Raw genomic sequence first — 20,184 nt, 5'->3', positions numbered from 1 at the left:
CGCGGTCGCCCGAGCAGCAGGGGGAACCCGTTAGCGCGATCCGCTCGGAGGGCGCGCGCCGGATAGGCTGTGGCATGTTCATCAACATGGCGCCTGAACCGATCAAGGGGGTCATCTTTGACTTCCACTCCACACTGGTACACAGTGGCGACGCCAGTCGTTGGGTCGAGGCCGCTCTTCGTCGTCTGACCGAGGAAGAAAGCGCGGCGCCGGATCTGAGCGCCAGCCAGATCAGGGGCCTGTGTGAGCATCTCGACCAGATCTGGCAGCACGCCCACACGATTGACCCCGGAAGTGAGCGCGATCTCAGCCAGGAGCACCATTGGGACGTCTTTAACAGGACGGTCACGCTGTACCCCGGCGTCAAACCCGATCTGATAGCCGCGCTATATGCAGTAATGCCGGATCAGTGGGTGCCGTTCGCCGACACCCTCCCTGTCCTTCGAGAACTTAGGTCGCGCGGCGTCAGAACTGTGGTGCTTTCCAACAATGGGTTGGACATTCGCTCGTTCCTCGACCGCACTGGTGTGAGTGGCCTACTCGACGGTGTAGTGCTGTCCTTCGAGGTGGGCCTGGTGAAGCCCGACTCGGCGATCTTTGCCCGCGCGCTGGAACTGCTCGACGTTCCGGGCAGCCAAACCTTGATGGTCGGCGACAGCCCCAGAGACGACGTCGGCGGAGCTTCGCTGCAGATTCGCACGTTGATCCTGCCGCATACCGAAGGCCCGGTTCACGGCCTGGGAACGGTCCTCCAGCTGGTCGGGAATGGCGGACTCTCATGACACCCTCAGGGACCGCGGGCGGTACGCGACGTAGCACGCGGCCGTTGACCAGGGTGCAGCACTCGCGGCACAGCCAACTACGGCGCGGACCTCAGCGGCTGGTCCGGCGACAGATGCACCCATCCAGCAAGCGGCCTGGGCCGCTGTCCCAAGCTGCTTCGCGGTCAGGTGGATCGGGGCAGCCGGGCCAGCAGCACTGCGGCCACGGCACTACCAGCCGCGACTCCCAGGAGGACTCGCATGACGCCGTCGGCGAGGTCGCCTTGCTCGATCAGCGTGCCGGCCGCCGCGACCGCGACACCCGAGCCGGCGAAGAGAATCGACAACGTCACCCCAGATACCTCGCCGGCCCGCTCGGCCGGGACCATCGCCTGCGTGCCCAGAGTGGTCACGGTGAACCCGATCCGATAGCCGAACCCCGCGACTGCCAAACTGATCAGGTACGGCCAAATGTCGCCACCGAAAGCCACCACGAGCAGGCCGAGGGCGCCGACCAGAATGGCGACGGCGATCAACCGACGCACCGCGACCCACTCACTGAGCCGACCCGCGAACGGACTGGCGACGCCGCCGCTGATCGAGGCGATGCAGACGGCCAGGCCCGCGATGAACGGTGAGTAACCCCGGACCTGTTGCAGGTGAATTGTCGTGGCGAAGATCATGACCACCAAGGCGATGTTGGCGACCAACCCGAGCAGGGTCACCGCCACAAACTTGGCACCATGGAAGAGATCCAGCCGGACCAGCGGACTTTCGGTCGTCCGTTCCCGGAGCACGAAAGCGGCCAGCAGCACAATCCCGCCAACAGCGACGGCAGTGGCCACCACCGGTCGCCAGGCGTTCATCCGGTCAGCGGCCACGGTGATCGCCACAATCCCGAGCACCACCACGACCAGACCCACCAGGTCGATCCGGCGTGACACCGTGGGGTCGCGTGACTCCGGAAGCCAGACAATGGCGGCAACGATGGCCACGAGGCAGAGCGGCACATTCATCAGGAGCACGCTGCGCCAGCTCACCAACTCGGTAGCCCCACCACCAATCAGGGGCCCCAACGCCAGCGCCACCGCCCCGATGCCGTAGGCGTTGCCGATCGCCCGCTTCGCCCGCCTCCCCGGGAACGCCTCAGTGATCACCGCGAAGGCGAGCGGGTACACGATGCCCGAACCCATCCCCTGCACCACCCGAAAAGCGATCACGAGCGACGGATCGGAGCCCAGACCCGCACCGAGCGACCCCATCCCAAAGATCGCCAAACCTCCGACCAGGATGCGCCGACGACCGAGGATGTCGCCGAGCTTGCCGCCCGGGATGAGGAATGCCGCCTGGGCCAGGATGTAGCCACTGATCACCCACTGCAGATCGGTGGTGGAGGAACGCAACTCCGCCGCCATCGACGGCAACGCGAGACTCAACGCGTAGAAGTCCAGCTGCACGATGAAGATGCATGCGGCGGCCGCGCCCAACGTCAACCCACGCGGCGGCCGACCGCCACCCGCCACCGACGCGACACCACGGCCGGGCAGCCGAGGAAAGCGCAGGCGGAACGGCACAGTCAGACGGTACCATTTATAGGTAAATGTCTTCTTTGTACTGCTTTGTTCGGTAAATCCCAGTCGGCCACCCGCGGTACGCGGCCAACCAGGCGAGTCGTACGGTGGTCACCGGAGGTGCCAAATGCGCGTATCGGTGTTTAGCACGAAACCATACGACCGGGAATTCCTGTCGGCGGCCAATCCGGCCGGTGGCCACGAACTGGAATTCCTCGAGCCCCGGCTGACCCCGCAGACCGCCAAGCTCGCCAGCGGCGCAGCAGCGGTCTGCGCGTTCGTCAACGACGACCTCGGCACCGAGGTGCTGGAGCGGCTGGCCGCGGACGGCGTCCGCCTGATCGCGCTTCGCTCCGCCGGCTTCAACCACGTGGACCTGGCCACCGCCCGCCGGCTCGGCCTCACCGTGGTCCGGGTGCCGGAGTACTCCCCGTACGCCGTGGCGGAGCACACCGTTGCGCTGATCCTCGCCCTCAACCGCAAGGTCTACCGGGCCTACAACCGGGTCCGGGAGCATAACTTCGCCCTCACCGGACTACTCGGCTTCGACCTGCACGGCCGGACCGTCGGCGTCGTCGGCACCGGGAAGATCGGGTTCTGTGTGGCCCGGATCCTGTCCGGGTTCGGCTGCCGGGTGATCGCCAGTGACCCCTATCCGGACGACGCGGTGGCCGCGGCCGGGATCGAGTACGTGCCGCTGCAACGCCTGCTGAGCGACTCGGACGTGATCACCCTGCACTGCCCGCTGACCCCGGACACCGAGCACCTGATCAACCCCGAACGGATCGCCCAGATGCGCCGGGGCGCGATGCTGATCAATACCAGCCGTGGGGCACTGGTGGACACCCGCGCGGTGATCGACGGGCTCAAGAGCGGCCAGATCGGCTATCTCGGTCTCGACGTGTACGAGGAGGAGACCGACCTGTTCTTCGAGGACCTCTCCGACCGGGTCCTCGACGACGACGACTTCTCCCGGCTCAACACCTTCCCCAACGTGCTGATCACCGGTCACCAGGCCTTCTTTACCGAGGACGCGATGCGCAACATCGCCACCACCACGATCGACAACCTCACCACCATCGAGCGGGAAGGAGCGGACGCCGTCTCCCAGTCGGCCCGGGTCTGCTGAGCGCGGTAGCCGCAGACCGGCCCCACTGTGCGATATTGACTGTCATGTCTGCACTGCGCACTCCGGACAGCCGGTTCACCAACCTGCCCGACTTTCCCTACGAGCCCCACTACGTCGACCTGGACGGCGTACGGATTGCCTACGTCACGGCCGGCCCCGCGGACGGGGAACCCGTGCTGCTGTTGCACGGGGAACCCAGCTGGTCATTCCTGTATCGGAAGGTCATCCCGGTGCTCGCCGATGCCGGGCTGCGGGCCATCGCACCGGATCTCATCGGCTTCGGCCGGTCCGACAAGCCGGCCGAGCGCAGCGAGCACAGCTACGCCCGACACGTCGAGTGGATCCGCAGCTTCGCCTTCGACAAGCTGGGCCTGACCGGGGTGACGTTGGTCGGGCAGGACTGGGGCGGTCTGATCGGGCTCCGCCTGGTCGGCGAACACCCGGACCGTTTCGCCCGGGTAGTGGCCGCCAACACCGGGCTGCCCACCGGTGACCAGGCGATGCCGGAGATCTGGTGGCAGTTCCGGCGGATGGTCGAGACGGCCCCCGAGCTGACGGTGTCCCGGCTGGTGCAGTCGGGCTGCCAGAGTGAGCTGACCGCGGCGGAACTGGCGGCGTACGACGCGCCGTTCCCGGACGAGTCCTACCTCGCCGGCGTCCGCGCCATGCCCACCCTGGTGCCGACCGCACCAGACGATCCAGCCAGCACCGCCAACCGCGCCGCCTGGACCGAACTCTCCCGTTGGGAGCGCCCGTTCCTGGTGGCGTTCAGCGACCAGGACCCGATCACCGGGGGCATGGCGCCGGTACTGCGCCGCACCGTGCCGGGTGCTGCCGGACTCGACCACCCGGTCATCAAGGGAGCCGGGCACTTCCTGCAGGAGGACGCGGGAGAGCAGCTTGGCAAGGTGATCGCGGAGTTCGTCCGGTCCACCGCCGCGACCACGCCATAGCCGGGCAACATCCCGTCGAGTGAGCGAACAGTTACCCAGAGCGCACCAGGTGGACTAACCTTACCTGCGCGTTCGCCAGCGACGTCGACACGCCTCGGCCAACCCTGCCCGCCCGATCGGCCGGATTTCCGGAGAACCCTCACCGCGGCGTCGCTGATTGGGCAGGATCGTCCGCAACAAAGGAGGTGCCGTTGTGCAGGACACCCGCGCTGTCGCCCTGACCGTCAAGGTGAGCGGCCTGCCACCGGTCAAAACCGAGGCGCTGTCCATCTTCGCCGCCGGGCATCGACAGGCGACGAGGGTCCGCGCCCTACTTCAAGCGGCCTGCGCGGCGGCTCAGCGTACCGGCTGGACCCCGTTGTCCGGGCCGATCGAAGTGGACCTCGTGCTGCGCTGTCCGCCGGGGCACCGCACATCCGACGCCAGCACGCTACTCGGCGGGGTATGTGCAGTGCTCCAGGACAAGAAGCGGGTGGCCAGCATTGGTCTGGCCCACCTCGGCGTCCTAGTGGACGTCGCACTCTACGACGATGACCGGCAGATCAGAGCGATGACGTACCGGGAGGAACCGGCGGAGGACTACTCGTACGAGGTACGGGTCGCCGCCATGCCGGCCGCGGTTTAGCCGACGGCGACGGCGGGGTACCCGGTCGCTGAGGAAGGGAGCGCCGATGTCAGAGCCACACGTCACGCTGGAGCCCCGGGACGAGGTGCAGAAGAAGCTGCGCGGCCCGCTGGAGGAGCAGCTGACCTCGGCGCTTCAGGCCGCCACGGATCGGGTCCGGGAGGGCTACGCCGGCGAGCCGGTCGAGCAGGTCTGCCAGCAGCTGCTGGACGAGACCCGCGCCGGTCTGCACCCGGACATCGCGGCCGGGTTCCAGCCCGACATGGACGAGTTCTGTCGCGTGGCGGTGGCTATCGTCCGCGGTACGGAGGTGTGAGCGCTCTCCTCCTCCGGAAGGGGCTGAGCGCTCCGCGTCAGAAGTGGTGCAGCAGGTCGGGGAAGGCGGTGAGATGTAGCACGGCCGCGTCGTCGTGGTCCAGCGCGTCGTGCTCCAACACCCAGGTGTTCTCGTTCGGAACGTAGACGGCGTTCATTCCGGCCGCGCGGGCCGGCAGAATGTCCGACTTCGGGGAGTTCCCGATCATCCAGGCACGAGACGGTGCGAAGTCGTGCTCGTTGGCCAGCCACCGGTAGGTGGTCACGTCCTTCTCCGGCACGATGTGCGCGGCCCGGAAGTGATGCAGCAGGTCCGAGGCGTCCAGCTTTCGCTGCTGCTCCTCCCGGTCGCCCTTGGTGAGCAGGAACAGCTCGTGCCGGCCGGCCAACTCGTCCAACGCCTCAGCCACCCCCGGCATCAGCTCCACCCGATGCTCGACCAGGGCGACGGCCAGTTCCTCGATTCCCCGCCGCTCGGCGGCCGTGGCCGGCCGCTCCCGCAGTCGCTCGAAACACTCACCGAGACTGCGCAGGAAGACCTTGCTGCCGTAGCCGTGCACGACCGCGTTGGCCCGCTCGATGTCGTCGAGGATCGTACGGATCTCGGTGCGCTCCAGGGTCGGGTGCGCCACCCAGGTCAGAAAGTCCTCAATGACCCGCTCGAAGACGATGTTGTTTTCCCAGAGCGTGTCGTCAGCATCGAAGATCAGCACCTGCCGGTATCGGCGTGCACCTGTCATGTCGCCTCCCGCAAACAGTCGGCGCCACCGTAACGGCCACCGCAGCCCCGGTCACCTGGTTTCTCACCCACGCCAGGGAGAGTTGCGGCAAGATCCAAGCTCCTCCGGCCGTACCGTCCCTTTCGGAGGCCGGGTGCGCTCCCGGGCGGGATCCCGCCTGCACTACAGTGACGTAGCTTCTGGGCGTCCGAGATCCGGGGAGGGTGAGCGGGCATGATGGGACCGTCGCACGCGCTGTCCGGCGCGGCGGTGTGGCTGGCCGGCTCCTTGGCGCTGGATCACTTCGCCGGCTACGAGCAGTCGCCGCTCGCACTCGCCGTCGGTACCGCGGTCTGCGCGGGGGGTGCGCTCTTTCCCGACCTCGACCTCTCCGGCAAGGTCACCCGGAACCAGGGCGGCGCCACGGTCGCCCGCACCTTCGGCGTCTTCTCCCTCTTCGTCGCCGAGGTGACCGAGAAGGTGTCGCTCGGCGTCTACTACGCGACGAAGTTGAGTCGCGACCCGCGTCGCACCAACGGGCACCGCACCTTGACCCACACCATTCCCTTCACCGTGCTGGTCGGCTGGGGCACCACCGCGCTCTGCACCGCGTACGGTAAGTGGGCCGTGATCGGCATCCTCTTCTTCATGTTCGGTCTCGCCCTGCGCGGCCTCTTCGATGATTGGGCCGAGCGCGCCGGCTGGCTCGTGGTGACCCTCGCCTCGCTCGCCGCGGCGTGGTTCACCTTCGCCACTCTGCCGGGGGACCGCAGCTATCCGATGATCGGGCTGGCTGTCGGCGTCGGCTGCTTCGTCCACATCCTCGGCGACATGATCACTCGGGCTGGGGTACCGATCCTCTGGCCGATCCCGATCAAACGTCGGATGTGGCGGATGATCAGCCTGCCGGACTCGATCGCGCTCCGCGCGGGCGGCAAGACCGAAGTGGTCTTCGTCCGGACCGCACTCACCATCGTCGCGGTGCTCTCCGCCGTCGGCCTGGTCGCCCCGCAACTGCTCAACCGCTTCAACATCGAGGTCTGACGGCCGTGCCGGTGGCCGCCGACGATGCCGACGTCCCGGCGTTCTGGCAGGCTCTCGGCCTGCCCGGCCTCGCCGACGTGCACGTGCACTTCCTCCCACCCCGGCTACTGCGTCGGGTGTGGGCGTACTTCGACGCGGCCGGTCCACTCCTCGGCACCACCTGGCCCATCCGCTACCGGTGGAGCGACGCGGAGCGGCTGGCGCACCTGCGCCGGATGGGCGTACGGGCCTTCAGCGCCCTGGCGTACGCGCACCGCCCCGCGATGGCCGCCGACCTGAACTCCTGGACCCTCGACTTCGCCCGCGCGAACCCGGACTGTCTCCCCTCGGCCACGTTCTTCCCCGAGCCGACGGCACCCCAGTACGTCACCGAGGCGCTCACCGCCGGCGCCCGGGTATTCAAGGTGCACGTGCAGGTCGGCGGGTTCGCCCCGACCGATCCGCTGCTCGACCCGGTGTGGGGGCTGCTCGCCGACGCCGGGGTGCCGGTGGTGGTGCACGCCGGACACGCGCCGGCCGGCACCGCACACACCGGTCCCGGCCCCTTCGCCGCCCTGCTCGCCCGGCACCCCCGGCTCCCGGCGGTGGTGGCGCACCTCGGTGCACCGGACTATTCGGCCTTCCTCGACCTCTCCGACCGGTACGAGAACGTGCGGCTGGACACCACCATGGCCTTCACCCCGTTCTTCGACCAGGCCGTGCCCTTCCCCGCCGCAGAGCTGCCCCGGCTACGGGAGCTGGGCCTGGCCGGCAAGGTTCTGTTCGGCAGCGACTTCCCCAACCTGCCCTACGCGTACGCCGAGCAGCTCATCGGGCTGGCCCGACTCGACCTGGGCGACGCCTGGTTACGGGCGGTGTGCTGGTCCAACGCCGCCGACCTGTTTGATGTGCCGGGCTGACTACGCGCCGACCCGCTGCGGTGGGACAGTCAGCCCGTACAGGGCCATCAGCTCCGGGCTGTCGACCCGGTTGCCGTCGGCGACGGTGTCACAGGAGATGTCGACGATCTGGTCCTTGTGCGCCAGTAGGTAGGGACGGGCGCCGACGTCCGAGCTGGCCAGCGTGGCGATGCCGGACCAGTGCCGGCGGCCGAAGAGCATCGGGTAGCCGCGTAGTCCGCCGTAGGTGGCGCAGACCAGCACGTCCGGGTAGGGCAGTGCGGCGACCCGCTGGACCGCCGCGGCGGTCAGGCCCGGCATGTCCACCGGAACGACGACCACCGCCTCGATGTCGTCGTCGTCGATGGCCGCGAGGCCGGCCTTGATCGAGGAGCCCACTCCGGTTCCCCAGGCCCGGTTCACCACGACGGTGGCCTGGGTGAGGTCGGCGGTCTCCTGCACTTGGTCGGCAGCGGCCCCGAGGACGACTACGATCTGCTCGCAGCCCGCCGCCGTCATCGTATCGATCATCGTGCTCACCAGTGGCTTCTCGCCCTGGCACAGCAGCGCCTCGGGGCCACCGATCCGGCGCCCGCCACCCGCGGCGATGATCATTCCTGCGGTCCGGTTCAGCGGTGCCACCTCCGTCTTGGTAACGGACCGGGCAGGCCACCTGCCCGGTCCGGGACGCACAACGGACCCAACGAGCAGTCAGCGTTCAGGTTCCGGGCATGAATCGGATATTCCGACCATCAGAGACAAAAGACTAGAGTCAGGCGCACCGCCTGGACTGACGTCGGCCCGCCGGGCGCCGGCCGAACAGCAGCTCAGGACGCATCGGCGTAGCACTCAACGGTGGAAAGATCGAGCGGGAAACGCACCGGCGTCTGACCGAAGAGCAACGCGCTCGCCCGCTCCCCACACCGGGTCACCGCCGCGGCCACCGCCGCGGCCCGCTCCGCGCGACAGTGCACGATCACCTCGTCGTGCTGGAAGAAGACCAGCTCAGTGTCGCTTCCGGCCAACTCCCCCCGGAGCGTGGCCAGCAGCGTCGCGGCCCACTCGGCGGCGGTGGCCTGGATGACGAAGTTCCGGGTGAACCGGCCGCGCGCCCGAGCCCGCGCCGACCGACCCCCCTCGCCCCCAGCCGGGACCGGGTCCGCCCCGGCAAACTCGACCGAGCCGGGTGGACAGGTACGGCCGAGCCAGGAGCGAACCAACTCGCCGGCCTCCCCGCTGCGCGCGGCCGTCTCCACGTAGCCGAAAGCCGCCGGATAGTTACGCCGCAACACCTCCAGCGCCGGTGCCGCCGAACCGCCGGTCTGCCCGTACATGGCGCCGAGTAAGGCCACCTTGGCCCGCCCCCGGTCCCCGCCGAACGCGTCGGCGGCCAGCGCGGCGTACAGGTCGCCCGCCCGGGCCGCGGTGGCGAGCCGAGTGTCGCCGGAGACCGCCGCCAGGATCCGCGGCTCCAACTGCCCCGCATCGGCAACCACGAACGTCCAGCCCGGGTCCGCCACCACCGCCCGCCGGATCACCTTCGGGATCTGTAGCGCCCCACCGCCTCGGGTCGCCCACCGGCCGGAGACCACGCCACCGGGTACGTACTCCGGGCGGAACCGACCATCCCGCACCCAGGCTTCCTGCCAGGCCCAGCCGTGCGCCGTCCAGATCCGATAGAGCTCTTTGTACTCCAGGACCAGCGGCGCCGCGGGATGGTCAACGCCGCGCAGCACCCAGGATCGGGTGTTCGGCACCTCCACCCCTGCCCGGGCGAACGCCCGCACCAGCTCCAGCGGCGAATCGACGTGCAACTGCGGAACATCGAAGGCGGCAGCGATCCGAGCGGCCAACTCCGCCAGCCGACGTGGCGGCCCGCCCACCGGGGAGGGACCGCCGAGCAGCTCACCGAGGAGGGCATCGTGCACGTCCACCCGCCACGGCAGCCCCGCCGCCCCCAACTCGACGGCGATCAGCGCCCCCGCTGACTCGGCGGCGACCAGCAGCCGAAACCGGCCCGGATGCTCGGTGGCGGCGATCCGAGCGAGCTGGTCAGCGTAGACGCGGGTCAGAGCCGCGATGCCGGGACCCGGCGGAGCCAGCGGCGACTCGAAGAGCGCACCCTGGCCGTGGCCCGGGGGCTCGGCCAACCGCGGCGGTGGATCGGGCGGCACCGGCGCGCCGGTGAGCCGCGCCCAGGCGGCGGCGAAGGAACGCGGCTCACCCCAGCGGCCCGCGTACCCGAGGAGCAACGCCTCGGTCAGCTCGATGTCGTGGCAACGGTCAACCCGCACCCCGGCCCGCAGCAACACAGGGTAGAGCGCCGCGCCGGACGCCCAGACCCAGCGGGGGCGCTCCCTTCGCTCGCGGTCGGCCACCGCGAGCGCCAGGTCGGCGACCTGCTCCGGCGGCCCGATCGGCGCTCCGGAAGCGTCGAGCGGTTGCAGAACTCCCCCGCCGCCCCTGGTGCCCGCGCCCGGAGCAGCGGGGAGTCGATGGTCCGCACCCGCCACCACCGCCACCACCGCCATGATCGCGATTCTGCCCGCCCGGTACGACAGCGCCGGCCAGCCCGGCGACATTCAGTCGCGAGGCTGGCCGACAGCAGATCCGCCGGGTTGACGGCGGGCTACTTGCCGACGCCCGCGGTCAAGCCCGACTGCACCTGGCGCTGGAAGACGATGTACACGATCAACACCGGCAACATCGCCATGGTGACCCCGGCGAAGAGGCCGGACCAGTCAGACTTGTACCCCTGATTGACCGACAGATCGATCAGGCCCTGGGCGATGACCTGGTTCTTCGGCTCACCTGCGACGGACTGCATCAGCAGCGTCGGCAGATACCACTGGTTCCACTGACCGAGCACGTTGAAGATACCGATGCTAATCAGGCCGGGCTTCGCCATCGGCAGCATCACGCTGAAGAACAGCCGGGTGTGTGAGGCCCCGTCAACCAGGCCCGCCTCGGCGATCGCGTTCGGCAGGGTCCGGAAGAAGGAGTGCATGAAGAAGACCGTGAACGCCAGCGACCAGGCCGCGTACACCAGGATCAGCATCAGGTGCTTGTTCGGCCCGAGCGGCGGGAAGAACACCCCGGTGTTGTAGACGCCCTTGAACAGCGGAACGGCGGCGAGGTAGATCGGCAGGGTGAGGCCGGACAGGAACATGTAGTAAAGCAGTCGGTTGCCGGGGAACTCGTAGCGCGCCAACACGTACGCGGCCATCGAGCCGAGCAGCATGGTCAGCGTGACGCTTCCGGCCAGCACGAGCACGGTGTTGAGAAAGAAGTTACCGAGCTGCCCCTCGGTCCAGGCGCGACCGAAGTTCTCCCAGCGCAGGGTCTCCGGGATCAGCGACAGTGGCTGCTGGATAACCTCCGCGTCGCTCTTCAGCGCCGACATGACCACCCAGATCAGCGGGTAGACGACCATGATCGCCCAGACCAGCAGGAACAGGTGGGAGAAGCCGTTGAAGACCTGCGTGCCGGGCCGCCGGCCGCCGGGCCCAAAGCGGCGGGCCGACGTGGTGCGGGCCGGCGGAACGAGATCCGGCCCGACGGGACCGGGGTCGTGGGTCACCGTACTCATCGTCGACTCCTCAGTACTCAATCCGCTCGCGGCGGGTGATCTTCAGCTGCACCGCGGCCAGCAGAATCGTGAAGATCGCCAATGCCACACCCATCGCGCAGGCGTAGCCGAACTGGCCCTTCTGGAAGGCGGTGAAGTTGAGCACCGACGCGAAAATCTCGCTGGCGTGGTTCGGACCGCCCTGGCTGGGCGTCATCACAAAGACCAGGGCGTACATGTCCAGGGCGATGAAGCCCAGATAGATCCAGGCCACCGAGACGGTGTCCCGCAGCAGCGGCAGCGTGATCCGGAAGAAGGTGTGGAACCGGCCGGCACCATCGAGGATGGCCGCCTCGAAGACGTCCTTTGGAATCGACTGCATCGCCGCGGAGAAGAGCACCATGTAGAACCCGGCGCCGCTCCAGACCGCGATCAGCAGCAGCCACCAGAGCACCGCGGGAACGCCGAGGAAGGGCGCCGGGTCGTGCATGAACGTGATCGGGTTCTCCGGGTCGACCAGCCCGATCTTCATCAACACGCCGTTGATCAGGCCCTGCCCGTCGGCCCGGTAGATCTGCTGCCACATGACGGCGACGACGACTAGGGACAGCACCTGCGGGAAGAAGAAAATAATTTTGTAAAGGCCGGAGCCGAAGACACCCCGGATGCCGGCCCTGTCCTCACGCCCGCCCACGTTGAGCAGGAACGCGAGGAACAGGGCCAGCGCGATCGTGAACAGCGGCACGGTGATCAGGAAGAAGACGTTGTGCCAGAAGGCCTTCCTGATCAGCTCGTCGGAAAAGAGCCGGACGTAGTTCTCCAGCCCGACGAACTGCTGCCGGTCGGAGTAGCCACCCCAGTCGGTCAACGAGTAACCAGCCGCCTGGGCGAAGGGCCAGACCACGTAGAAGAGGTAGAGCGCGACCGGCAGGGCCAGGAAGCCCGTGACGAAACGCGCGACACCGTACCGCATGACTCAATGCCTCCGTTCGGGTCAGGCGGAGCGGGTCTGCTTCTTGATCGACGAGTCACTGGCGACCTTGTCGGCGGCGCCCTGCATGCCGTCAACGAACTGCTGGGCGGTCAGCCGGCCGGCCATCAGCTCTGCGGAGAGGTTCTGGCTCTCCTTGTCCAGGTCGGCGTAGAAGTCCCAGAACTTGACTGAGATGAGATCCTGCGGAGCGTTGTTCATCAGCTCGTTGGCGCTGGCCAGCGCCGAGTCCTGGACGTTGTCCCCGGAGCCCCTGGTGGAGGCGAGCGACTTGGTCAGCCCGGCGAACTTCGCCGAGCCCTCCTTGGAGAGCACCGCGCGCAGGAACTCCATGGCAGCGGCCTTGTTCGGCGCCTTCGACGGCACGACGAAGCCCTCGCCCGCACCGGCGTAGACGTCGTTCGGCGCCTTGTCGCCCGCCCCCAGGCTCCAGTAGTCCGACAGCTTCATCTCGAAGCCCGGGGGGATGGTCTCCGCCATCTCGTTCTTGAGCCAGGTGCCGACCTGGATGAAGGCGGCCTTGCCGTCGAGCCATGCCTGCTGCGACTGAGTGTGGTCGAGCCGGCCGGGGAGGAGCAGCTTGTCCTTGACCAGCTTCTCCCACGCCTCCAGGGCCGGCAGCACTCCGTCGGCCTTCCAGGCGTTCTCCTTGAGGTTGTCGATGTCGATTACCGCCTGCTTGCCGGCGGACTTCCAGATCGTCGCCATCAGCGCCCAGCGCGGGTAGTAGCCGTGCACCGCGTCGTAGACGTACGGGGCCATGCCCTTCGCCTTGATCTTCGGCGCGAGGGCGAAGAACTCGTTGAAGGTCTTCGGCGGCTGCCAACCCTCCTTCTCGAAGAGGGCGGCGTTGTACCAGTTACCCCAGACCGTGTACGCGACGTTCATCACATAGAACTTGCCCTGGAAGGTGCCGTTGTTGACGGTCCCCGGCAGCAGGGTGTCCGCCACCGTGCCCTCGCTGTCCCACGCCGGGGCGGCGAGCAGATCCTCCAGCGGCTCGATCGCACCCTCGTTGACCAGGGTGCTGATGTCCATGATGTCGGCGCCGGAGTTCATGATGAGGTCGCTGGGCTGGGTCGCCATCTTCGGCTGCTCTTCGGTCTTGATCTTCTGGGTCGAGGACATGTTGACCGTGACGTTCGGGCGCTTGGCCTTGAAGACCGCCTCATCCTCCTTGGCCCACTGGTCGCCCAGCCCGCCATTGAAGATGACCACCTTGACGGAGCTGCCGTCCTGGACGCCGAACGGGTTGTCCTTGCTCTTCTCGGCACCGGAGCTCTGCTCCTGGGCCGGCTCGCTGCCGGCGCAGGCGCTGAGCAGGCCAGCAGCCGGGATGGTCAGCAGACCCGCGGCGGCGGCGCGACGCAGCAGGGTCCGACGGTTGAGATCTGGGGTAGCGGACATTCGACTCTCCTTAGCGGTAGATCGGGGGTACCACTGCGGGCTGATGAATCCGTCGTACGACCTCGGCGGTCAGCGGGACCGCTTCGGCGTACCGAGGTGCGCTGATCATGAGCTGGCCCGTTTCGCCGCCTTGTGCCCCTCAACGGCCTGGGCGGTACGCCGCAGGGCCGCGTGGGCTCGGTCGTGGGTGCGCTGGGCGACGGCGATGTAGAGCAGGTCGAGCACGACCAGTTGGGGGTGCCGGGCGGATAGCGCGTCGGGGCGGAAGGTGGTGGCACCGCTGGTGGTGAGCAGCACGATCTCCGCCAGCTCGGCGAGCGGCGAGCGGGCGAAGCCGGTCACCGCGACGGTGGTCGCCCCCCGGCTGCCGGCCTCCGCCAGCATCTCGATGGTTTCCCGGGTCCGGCCGCCGTGCGAGACGCCGAGGGCGACGTCGCCGGCCCCCAACAGGGCCGCCGAGGCCAGCCCTTCGTGCACGTCGTTCCAGGCCCAGGCGGCGACTCCGATGCGGTGGAGCATGACTTGCATCTCCTCGCCGACCAGGGCACTACCGCTGGCGCCGAAGATGTTCACCCGGCCCGCGCCGGCGATCGCCGCGGCGGCCCGCTCCACCTCGCCGAGGTCGAGCAGGGCGGCGGTGTCGTGCATCGCCCGGGTATCGGCGGCGATGATCTGTTCGAGTACCCGGCGCAGCGGATCGCCGGGCTGGATCTCCCGGCCGATGTCGATGGCCCAGCCGGCCAGGCGGGCCCGACCGCTCTCGGCGGCGATGCCGAGCCGTAGGTCCGCATACCCCTCGAAGCCCATCGCCCGACAGAAGCGGGTGATGGTGGCCGGGGAGGTGCCACTGCCTTCGGCCAGCTCGACGATGGTGGCACGGGTAACGGCCTCCGGGTCGCTGAGCACGTGTTCGGCAACCCGGCGCAGGGCCCCGGTCAGGTCGCCCACCTCGGCCCGAACCCGGGCCAGCGCCCCGTCGGCCGCATCAGCACGGACGCCGCGGCGATCGAACCCGTCGGCGTCGACCACCGCGGTCTCGGCAGTGGTGCCCACCTCGTGATCAACCATCCGAGACCCTTTCGGCAAAGAAGGTTTACTGTTGGTAAAAGTTCTTACTGAACCCCCTGTCGTGTCAAGACCATGGATGAAGTTTTCAAAACGTTATCTTTGGGTGCCGGCCCCAACCGAGGTAGCGGAGCCCGTCCGGCAACCGGCCCTGACCAGCGCGAAAGCACCCGGACAGCGACCGCGCGGCCGACCCGCCGGACCCGTCGGCACACCCCGGACAACGCCGACCTGACATGATCACGCCTCGACGGAATCAGCAGAGAAGCGCCGGCTGACCCATTCCGGACTTCAGGCAGTTTTTGTGTGGTTTACACCGATTTGAGGTGTGACCGCGGGCATGGTGGTGGTGGAATCTCGGCGGCCGTCGGGGCGTTACACCCTGCGTACGACCGAGCAGGCGCCCCGCCGATGGCGGCAGCTGGAGAACCTGGGTCACCTGGGTGACCGCAACGACCACGACTCGAAGGGCCTGTTCCAGCAGCGCCCGTCGTCCGGTTGGGGCACGGTGGAGCAGATCACCGACCCCGCCTACTCCACCACCGCGTTCCTGGAGGGTTTGAAGCAGGTCGAGGGCTGGCAGGACATGCCGTTGACCGAAGCCGCGCAGACGGTGCAGGTGTCGGCCTACCCGTTCCACTACGCCCAGTGGGAGACCCAGGCCGCCGACCTCGTCGCCGAGCACTGGACCAGCTGACCCCACCCACACCACCAGGCACAAACAAACCCCCACCCACAGACCTAACCCACACAAGGGGGAAAGAAACTGTTGGCCGGCACCCGAACCAGGGTGCCGGCCAACAGCCACGTCTGGGCGAACGCCGACGGATGAACATCATCCTCCCCTACGCTTGCGCTCATGGGCCGCCTGCGCCGACTCGCCGAGGCGACACCGGCGAGCCGGAACCGCTACCTCGACCTGCTCCGGGCCCTCGCCATCGTCATGGTCGTTCTCGGTCACTGGAGCGTCGTGGACATCGGGCATGACGCCTCCGGGCAACCCACCGCGCGCTCCGCGCTACCCGACCTGCCCTGGGCCTACCCACTGACCTGGGCGGTCCAGGTCATGCCGATCTTCTTCCTGGTCGGTGGGTACGCCAACGCCGCGTCCCTGACCTCGCACCGCCATCGGGGCGGTGATGCCACCGGCTGGCTGCTCGGCCGGAGTGCCCGCCTGCTCCGGCCCACCAGCGTGCTGGTGCTCGTTCTCGCCGCCGCTGGCCTCGCCGCCCGGCTCGGCGGCGCCGACCCGTCGTTGATCCGGACCGTGGTCTACTTCGCCACCATCCCGCTGTGGTTCCTCGCCGCGTACCTCCTCGTGGTGCCGCTGACCCCGCTGATGTACGCGCTGCACCGGCGGTACGGGCTGCTCGTACCGGTGGCACTGGCCGCCCTGGTCGCGGCGGGCGACCTGACTCGCGAACTCGGCCTGGACGACGCCGCCCTGCCGAACTACCTCTTCGGCTGGCTGGCCATTCACCAGCTCGGCTTCGCCTGGTACAACGCGGACAAGAAAGAGGCTGACGCTACGGAACCGCGGGGCCGCTCGGCGGGGCTCCGGACCCGACGGCTACCGCTGTCCCGGCGGGCCGGCTGGACGGCGCTGCTCGGCGGGTTGGCGGTGGCGGTGCTGCTGACCGGCCCCGGCCCGTACCCGGTCAGCATGATCAACATCCCGGGTGAGCGGCTGAACAACGCCGCCCCGCCCAGCCTCGCACTGCTGGCGGTGAGCACCGCGCAGCTCGGGCTCCTCCTGCTGCTGCGCCGGCCGGCGCAGCGCTGGCTGCGCCGCGACCGCCCCTGGATGGCGGTGATCGCGGTGAACAGCGTCGTACTGACGGTCTTTCTGTGGCACCTGAGCGCGGCGATCCTGGCGATCGGCGCCCTGGACGCCGTGGGGCTGCTGCCGACCCCGACCGCCGGCACTGCCGCCTGGCTGGCGTGGCGGATCCCCTGGGTCCTGATCATCGGTGTGTTTCTGGCCGCCCTGGTCGCCATCTTCGGTCCGATCGAGGCGCGCACCGGCCGCCCCCCGGCCGCCCGAGGGCCCTTCCCACCATCGGACGACCGGGCGGAGCACCGCTGGCGGGCCACCGGCCGCAGTGGGCTCGCCGTCGCCGCCTTCGTCGCCATCGTCGCCGCGCTCGTCATCAACGCGACCGCCCCACGGGACGCCCCGCTGCTGCTCGGGTTGCCCGTCCCGGCGCTGGTGGCCTACCTGGCCGGGGCGGGCACCCTGCGGCTACTCAGGTCTGGGTGGGGAACCCGAGGTTGACCCCACCGTGTCGGGGATCCAACCAACGGCTGGTGACCACCTTGCCCCGGGTGAAGAAACGCACCCCGTCCTCACCGTGCGCGTGCAGGTCGCCGAAGAGCGACGCCTTCCAGCCGCCGAAGGAGTAGTACGCCATCGGCACCGGGATCGGCACGTTGATCCCGACCATGCCCACCTCCACCTCGTGCTGGTAGCGCCGGGCGGCGCCCCCGTCGTTGGTGAAGATGGCCGTCCCGTTGCCGTACGGGTTGATGTTGACCAGGTGGACCGCCTCCTCGTAGGAACCGACCCGGAGCACCGACAGCACCGGCCCGAAGATCTCGTCGGTGTAGACCGACATCTCCGGGGTGACCCGGTCGAACAGGGTCGGGCCCAACCAGTAGCCGTTCGGGTCCCCGTCGGGGCGCACGTCCCGCCCGTCCACCACCGGCACCGCGCCCGCCGCCACGCCCGCCTCGACGTACGAGCGCACCCGCTCGGCGTGTGCGGCGGTGACCAGCGGACCCATGTCGCAGCCGCGCCGGCCGTCGCCGGTGCGCAGCCCCGCCATCCGCTCGGCGATCTTCTCGACCAGCGCGTCCGCGACCGGCTCCACCGCGACCAGCGCCGAGATCGCCATGCAGCGCTCCCCCGCTGACCCGAACCCCGCGTTGACGGCGGCGTCGGCGGCCAGGTCCAGATCCGCGTCGGGGAGCACCACCATGTGGTTCTTCGCCCCGCCGAGGGCCTGCACCCGCTTACCCGCCAGCGACGCACGCTGGTGCACGTGCCGGGCGACCGGCGTGGAGCCGACGAACGACACCGCCCGTACCGCCGGATGATCCAACAGGGCGTCCACGGCCTCCTTGTCCCCGTTGATCACGTTGAGCACCCCCGGTGGCAGGCCCGCCTCAGCGAACCACTCCGCCAGCAGCAGCGCCGCGCTCGGATCCTTCTCGCTGGGCTTGAGCACCACCGCGTTGCCGGTCGCCACCGCGACCGGCACGAACCAGAGCGGCACCATCACCGGGAAGTTGAACGGACTGATCACCGCCACCACCCCGAGGGGCTGGCGAAGGTTGTAGGAGTCCACCTCGGTCGAGACGTTCTCGCTGAACCCGCCGCGCATCGCCGAGGGGATGCCGCAGGCGTACTCGATCACCTCCAGCCCGCGCTGCACCTCACCGGCGGCGTCGGCGAGCACCTTGCCGTGCTCCGCGGTGATCACCTCGGCGAGCCGGTCACGCCGGGCGTGAACCAGCTCCCGGAGGGCGAAGAGCACCGCCGTGCGCCGCGACAGGGAGGCGTCCCGCCAACTCCGCGCAGCCCGGTCGGCGGCCTCGACCGCTGCCGCCACCTCCGCGGCGGAGGCCAGCTCGACCTCCGCGGTACGCGCACCGGTGGCCGGGTCGAAGACATCGCCGCGGCGCACCGCCGTGCCGGAGAGCGGCTTGCCGTCCACGAAGTGCCCGATGAGGTTCATGCCGTCACCCGCGCCGCGGTCCCGCCGGACCGGATCGCGTCCACCAGAATCGCCAGACCCTCGCGGGCCTCCTCCTCGGTCAGGGTCAACGGCGGGCCCATCCGCACCACGTTCCCGTACAGGCCGCCCTTGCCGACGAGCAGGCCGCTGGCCCGGCACGCCTCGAACACCTGGGCGGCCCGCCCGGGATCCGGGTCAGCGGTGCCCGGGTGGACGAACTCGACGCCGAGCATCAGCCCCTTGCCGCGTACCTCGGCGACCCCGGGCAGCCCGCCGACCGCGGCGCGCAACCCCTCGATGAGGATCGTGCCGACCCGGTCCGCGTTGGCTTGCAGATCGTTGTCGAGCAGGTAGTCGAGCACCGCGTTGCCGGCTGCGGCGGAGATCGGGTTGCCGCCGAAGGTTGAGAAGCTGATCGCCGGCACCGACTCGACCACCTCGGCCCGCCCGACCACACCGGCGAGCGCGAACCCGTTGCCGATACCCTTGGCGAAGGTGATCATGTCTGGGGTCACCCCGTGGGCCTGGTAGCCCCAGAAGTGCGTGCCGGTACGCCCCCAGCCGGTCTGCACCTCGTCCGAGATGAGCAGGATGCCGTGCTCGTCAAGCACCTTGCGCCAGCCGGCGAGCAGCCCGTCCGGGCCGTGCACGAATCCGCCGACGCCCTGAATCGGCTCGGCGATCAGACAGGCGACATCACCCGAGGTCTGGGTGGCCAAAACCTCCCGCAGATCCTCCACCGCCGCGTCGATCCGATCCACCTCGGGCAGCCGGGCCAGCAGGCCCCGCAGCCGCTCTCCCGAGTGCAGCCAGGCCACCTGCAACGGGTTCAGTGGGCTCGCCGACCAGCCCCGGTTGCCGGTGACCCCGATGGTCGCGTACGACCGGCCGTGATAGCTGTTGCGCACCGCGAGGATCTGGTGCGACCGCCGATGGTTGGTGGCCATCAGCAGCGCGGCCTCGTTGGCCTCGGTGCCGGAGTTGGTGAAGAAGACCCGGGCGTCCGGGATGCCGGACAGCCGGGCCACCTTCTCGGCCAGCTCCACCTGCTGTCGGATCAGGTAGAGCGTCGAGGTGTGCACGAGCCCGGTACGCAACTGGCGCTCCACCGCCTCCCGGATCTCCGGAATGTCGTACCCGATGCTGTTGGTCAGCACGCCACCGAAGAAATCCAGGTAGGTACGACCCTGCGCATCGGTGACCCGACGCCCCTGGCCAGCGACGAGTTCGAGCGGTTCGTCGTAGTAGAGCGGCATCCAGGACGGGAGCACCGCCCGGTGTCGGGCCAGCAGATCGTCAGTGGTCATAGTGACACCTCTCAACGCGGTGGGTGATGACCGCACGCTCTCACCACCGCGCACCACGAACAACTGGCACCGTGTAGCGTCACCGCACCGTCCACCTGACACCACGTCAACGAG

18 protein-coding genes and 1 pseudogene are annotated in these 20,184 nt (G+C 69.0%); 9 read left to right on the top strand and 10 right to left on the bottom strand.

Features of this window, described 5'->3' with window-relative positions:
- Positions 1-74: 74 nt before the first annotated feature.
- Positions 75-782, top strand: coding sequence for an HAD family hydrolase (locus B116_RS0110895; RefSeq protein WP_027660107.1), 708 nt, complete (start codon positions 75-77; stop codon positions 780-782).
- 164 nt (positions 783-946) lie between these two features.
- Here the strand turns inward: B116_RS0110895 and B116_RS0110890 are convergent, their stop codons facing one another.
- Positions 947-2,335 carry an MFS transporter gene (locus tag B116_RS0110890; protein ID WP_027660106.1) on the bottom strand — a complete coding sequence of 463 codons (1,389 nt, stop codon included), beginning with the start codon at positions 2,333-2,335 and terminating at the stop codon, positions 947-949.
- 124 nt (positions 2,336-2,459) lie between these two features.
- Between B116_RS0110890 and B116_RS0110885 the strand changes: the two genes are divergently transcribed.
- The 4 genes from B116_RS0110885 to B116_RS0110870 all read left to right on the top strand — a co-directional run bounded on the left by B116_RS0110885 (position 2,460) and on the right by B116_RS0110870 (position 5,355).
- The gene (locus tag B116_RS0110885) at positions 2,460-3,461 is read left to right on the top strand and encodes a 2-hydroxyacid dehydrogenase (protein ID WP_018721821.1); all 1,002 of its coding nucleotides are present in this window, start codon (positions 2,460-2,462) and stop codon (positions 3,459-3,461) included.
- Positions 3,462-3,505: 44 nt separating this feature from the next.
- The gene (locus B116_RS0110880) at positions 3,506-4,414 is read left to right on the top strand and encodes a haloalkane dehalogenase (RefSeq protein WP_027660105.1); all 909 of its coding nucleotides are present in this window, start codon (positions 3,506-3,508) and stop codon (positions 4,412-4,414) included.
- A gap of 193 nt (positions 4,415-4,607) precedes the next feature.
- Positions 4,608-5,039, top strand: coding sequence for a RusA family crossover junction endodeoxyribonuclease (locus B116_RS0110875; protein ID WP_027660104.1), 432 nt, complete (start codon positions 4,608-4,610; stop codon positions 5,037-5,039).
- Positions 5,040-5,085: 46 nt separating this feature from the next.
- Positions 5,086-5,355 carry a hypothetical protein gene (locus tag B116_RS0110870; RefSeq protein WP_018721818.1) on the top strand — a complete coding sequence of 90 codons (270 nt, stop codon included), beginning with the start codon at positions 5,086-5,088 and terminating at the stop codon, positions 5,353-5,355.
- Between the two features lie 37 nt (positions 5,356-5,392).
- Here the strand turns inward: B116_RS0110870 and B116_RS0110865 are convergent, their stop codons facing one another.
- On the bottom strand, positions 5,393-6,094 hold the full coding sequence (locus B116_RS0110865; RefSeq protein ID WP_027660103.1) for an HAD family hydrolase: 702 nt from the start codon (positions 6,092-6,094) through the stop codon (positions 5,393-5,395).
- Between the two features lie 213 nt (positions 6,095-6,307).
- Between B116_RS0110865 and B116_RS0110860 the strand changes: the two genes are divergently transcribed.
- Positions 6,308-7,117 carry a metal-dependent hydrolase gene (locus tag B116_RS0110860; protein ID WP_027660102.1) on the top strand — a complete coding sequence of 270 codons (810 nt, stop codon included), beginning with the start codon at positions 6,308-6,310 and terminating at the stop codon, positions 7,115-7,117.
- Between the two features lie 5 nt (positions 7,118-7,122).
- Positions 7,123-8,016: an amidohydrolase family protein gene (locus B116_RS0110855; RefSeq protein WP_018721815.1), complete on the top strand. Its 894-nt coding sequence runs from the start codon at positions 7,123-7,125 to the stop codon at positions 8,014-8,016.
- Here B116_RS0110855 and B116_RS0110850 read toward each other — a convergent pair whose 3' ends face one another.
- The 6 genes from B116_RS0110850 to B116_RS0110820 all read right to left on the bottom strand — a co-directional run bounded on the left by B116_RS0110850 (position 8,017) and on the right by B116_RS0110820 (position 15,029).
- Entirely contained in the window at positions 8,017-8,610 is a 594-nt protein-coding gene (locus B116_RS0110850; RefSeq protein WP_027660101.1) for a nucleotidyltransferase family protein, read from the bottom strand. It abuts the gene before it with no gap.
- Positions 8,611-8,822: 212 nt separating this feature from the next.
- On the bottom strand, positions 8,823-10,556 hold the full coding sequence (locus tag B116_RS0110845; protein ID WP_027660100.1) for a bifunctional 3'-5' exonuclease/DNA polymerase: 1,734 nt from the start codon (positions 10,554-10,556) through the stop codon (positions 8,823-8,825).
- Positions 10,557-10,624: 68 nt separating this feature from the next.
- On the bottom strand, positions 10,625-11,584 hold the full coding sequence (locus tag B116_RS0110840; protein ID WP_027660099.1) for a carbohydrate ABC transporter permease: 960 nt from the start codon (positions 11,582-11,584) through the stop codon (positions 10,625-10,627).
- A gap of 10 nt (positions 11,585-11,594) precedes the next feature.
- The gene (locus B116_RS0110835; protein WP_018721811.1) at positions 11,595-12,536 is read right to left on the bottom strand and encodes a carbohydrate ABC transporter permease; all 942 of its coding nucleotides are present in this window, start codon (positions 12,534-12,536) and stop codon (positions 11,595-11,597) included.
- Positions 12,537-12,557: 21 nt separating this feature from the next.
- The gene (gene ngcE, locus B116_RS0110830; RefSeq protein WP_018721810.1) at positions 12,558-13,961 is read right to left on the bottom strand and encodes an N-acetylglucosamine/diacetylchitobiose ABC transporter substrate-binding protein; all 1,404 of its coding nucleotides are present in this window, start codon (positions 13,959-13,961) and stop codon (positions 12,558-12,560) included.
- A 105-nt stretch (positions 13,962-14,066) separates the two neighbouring features.
- Positions 14,067-15,029, bottom strand: a complete 963-nt coding sequence (locus B116_RS0110820; protein ID WP_018721808.1) for a MurR/RpiR family transcriptional regulator — start codon at positions 15,027-15,029, stop codon at positions 14,067-14,069.
- Positions 15,030-15,444: 415 nt separating this feature from the next.
- Between B116_RS0110820 and B116_RS25000 the strand changes: the two are divergent.
- Positions 15,445-15,723: pseudogene (locus B116_RS25000) on the top strand (hypothetical protein); the annotation flags it as partial.
- Between the two features lie 162 nt (positions 15,724-15,885).
- Positions 15,886-17,301, top strand: a complete 1,416-nt coding sequence (locus B116_RS0110810) for an acyltransferase family protein (protein ID WP_027660098.1) — start codon at positions 15,886-15,888, stop codon at positions 17,299-17,301.
- Here the strand turns inward: B116_RS0110810 and B116_RS0110805 are convergent.
- Positions 17,273-18,763 carry a CoA-acylating methylmalonate-semialdehyde dehydrogenase gene (locus tag B116_RS0110805; RefSeq protein ID WP_027660097.1) on the bottom strand — a complete coding sequence of 497 codons (1,491 nt, stop codon included), beginning with the start codon at positions 18,761-18,763 and terminating at the stop codon, positions 17,273-17,275. The genes B116_RS0110810 and B116_RS0110805 overlap by 29 nt on opposite strands.
- Positions 18,760-20,070 carry an aspartate aminotransferase family protein gene (locus tag B116_RS0110800; protein WP_027660096.1) on the bottom strand — a complete coding sequence of 437 codons (1,311 nt, stop codon included), beginning with the start codon at positions 20,068-20,070 and terminating at the stop codon, positions 18,760-18,762. Before B116_RS0110800 ends, B116_RS0110805 begins: the two co-directional genes overlap by 4 nt.
- Positions 20,071-20,184 lie beyond the last annotated feature (114 nt).

This window comes from Salinispora fenicalii, assembly GCF_000514815.1.
GTDB lineage: Bacteria > Actinomycetota > Actinomycetes > Mycobacteriales > Micromonosporaceae > Micromonospora > Micromonospora fenicalii.
Note: the sequence above shows the minus strand (reverse complement) of the source record. Positions and strands in the feature narration are given on the sequence as shown.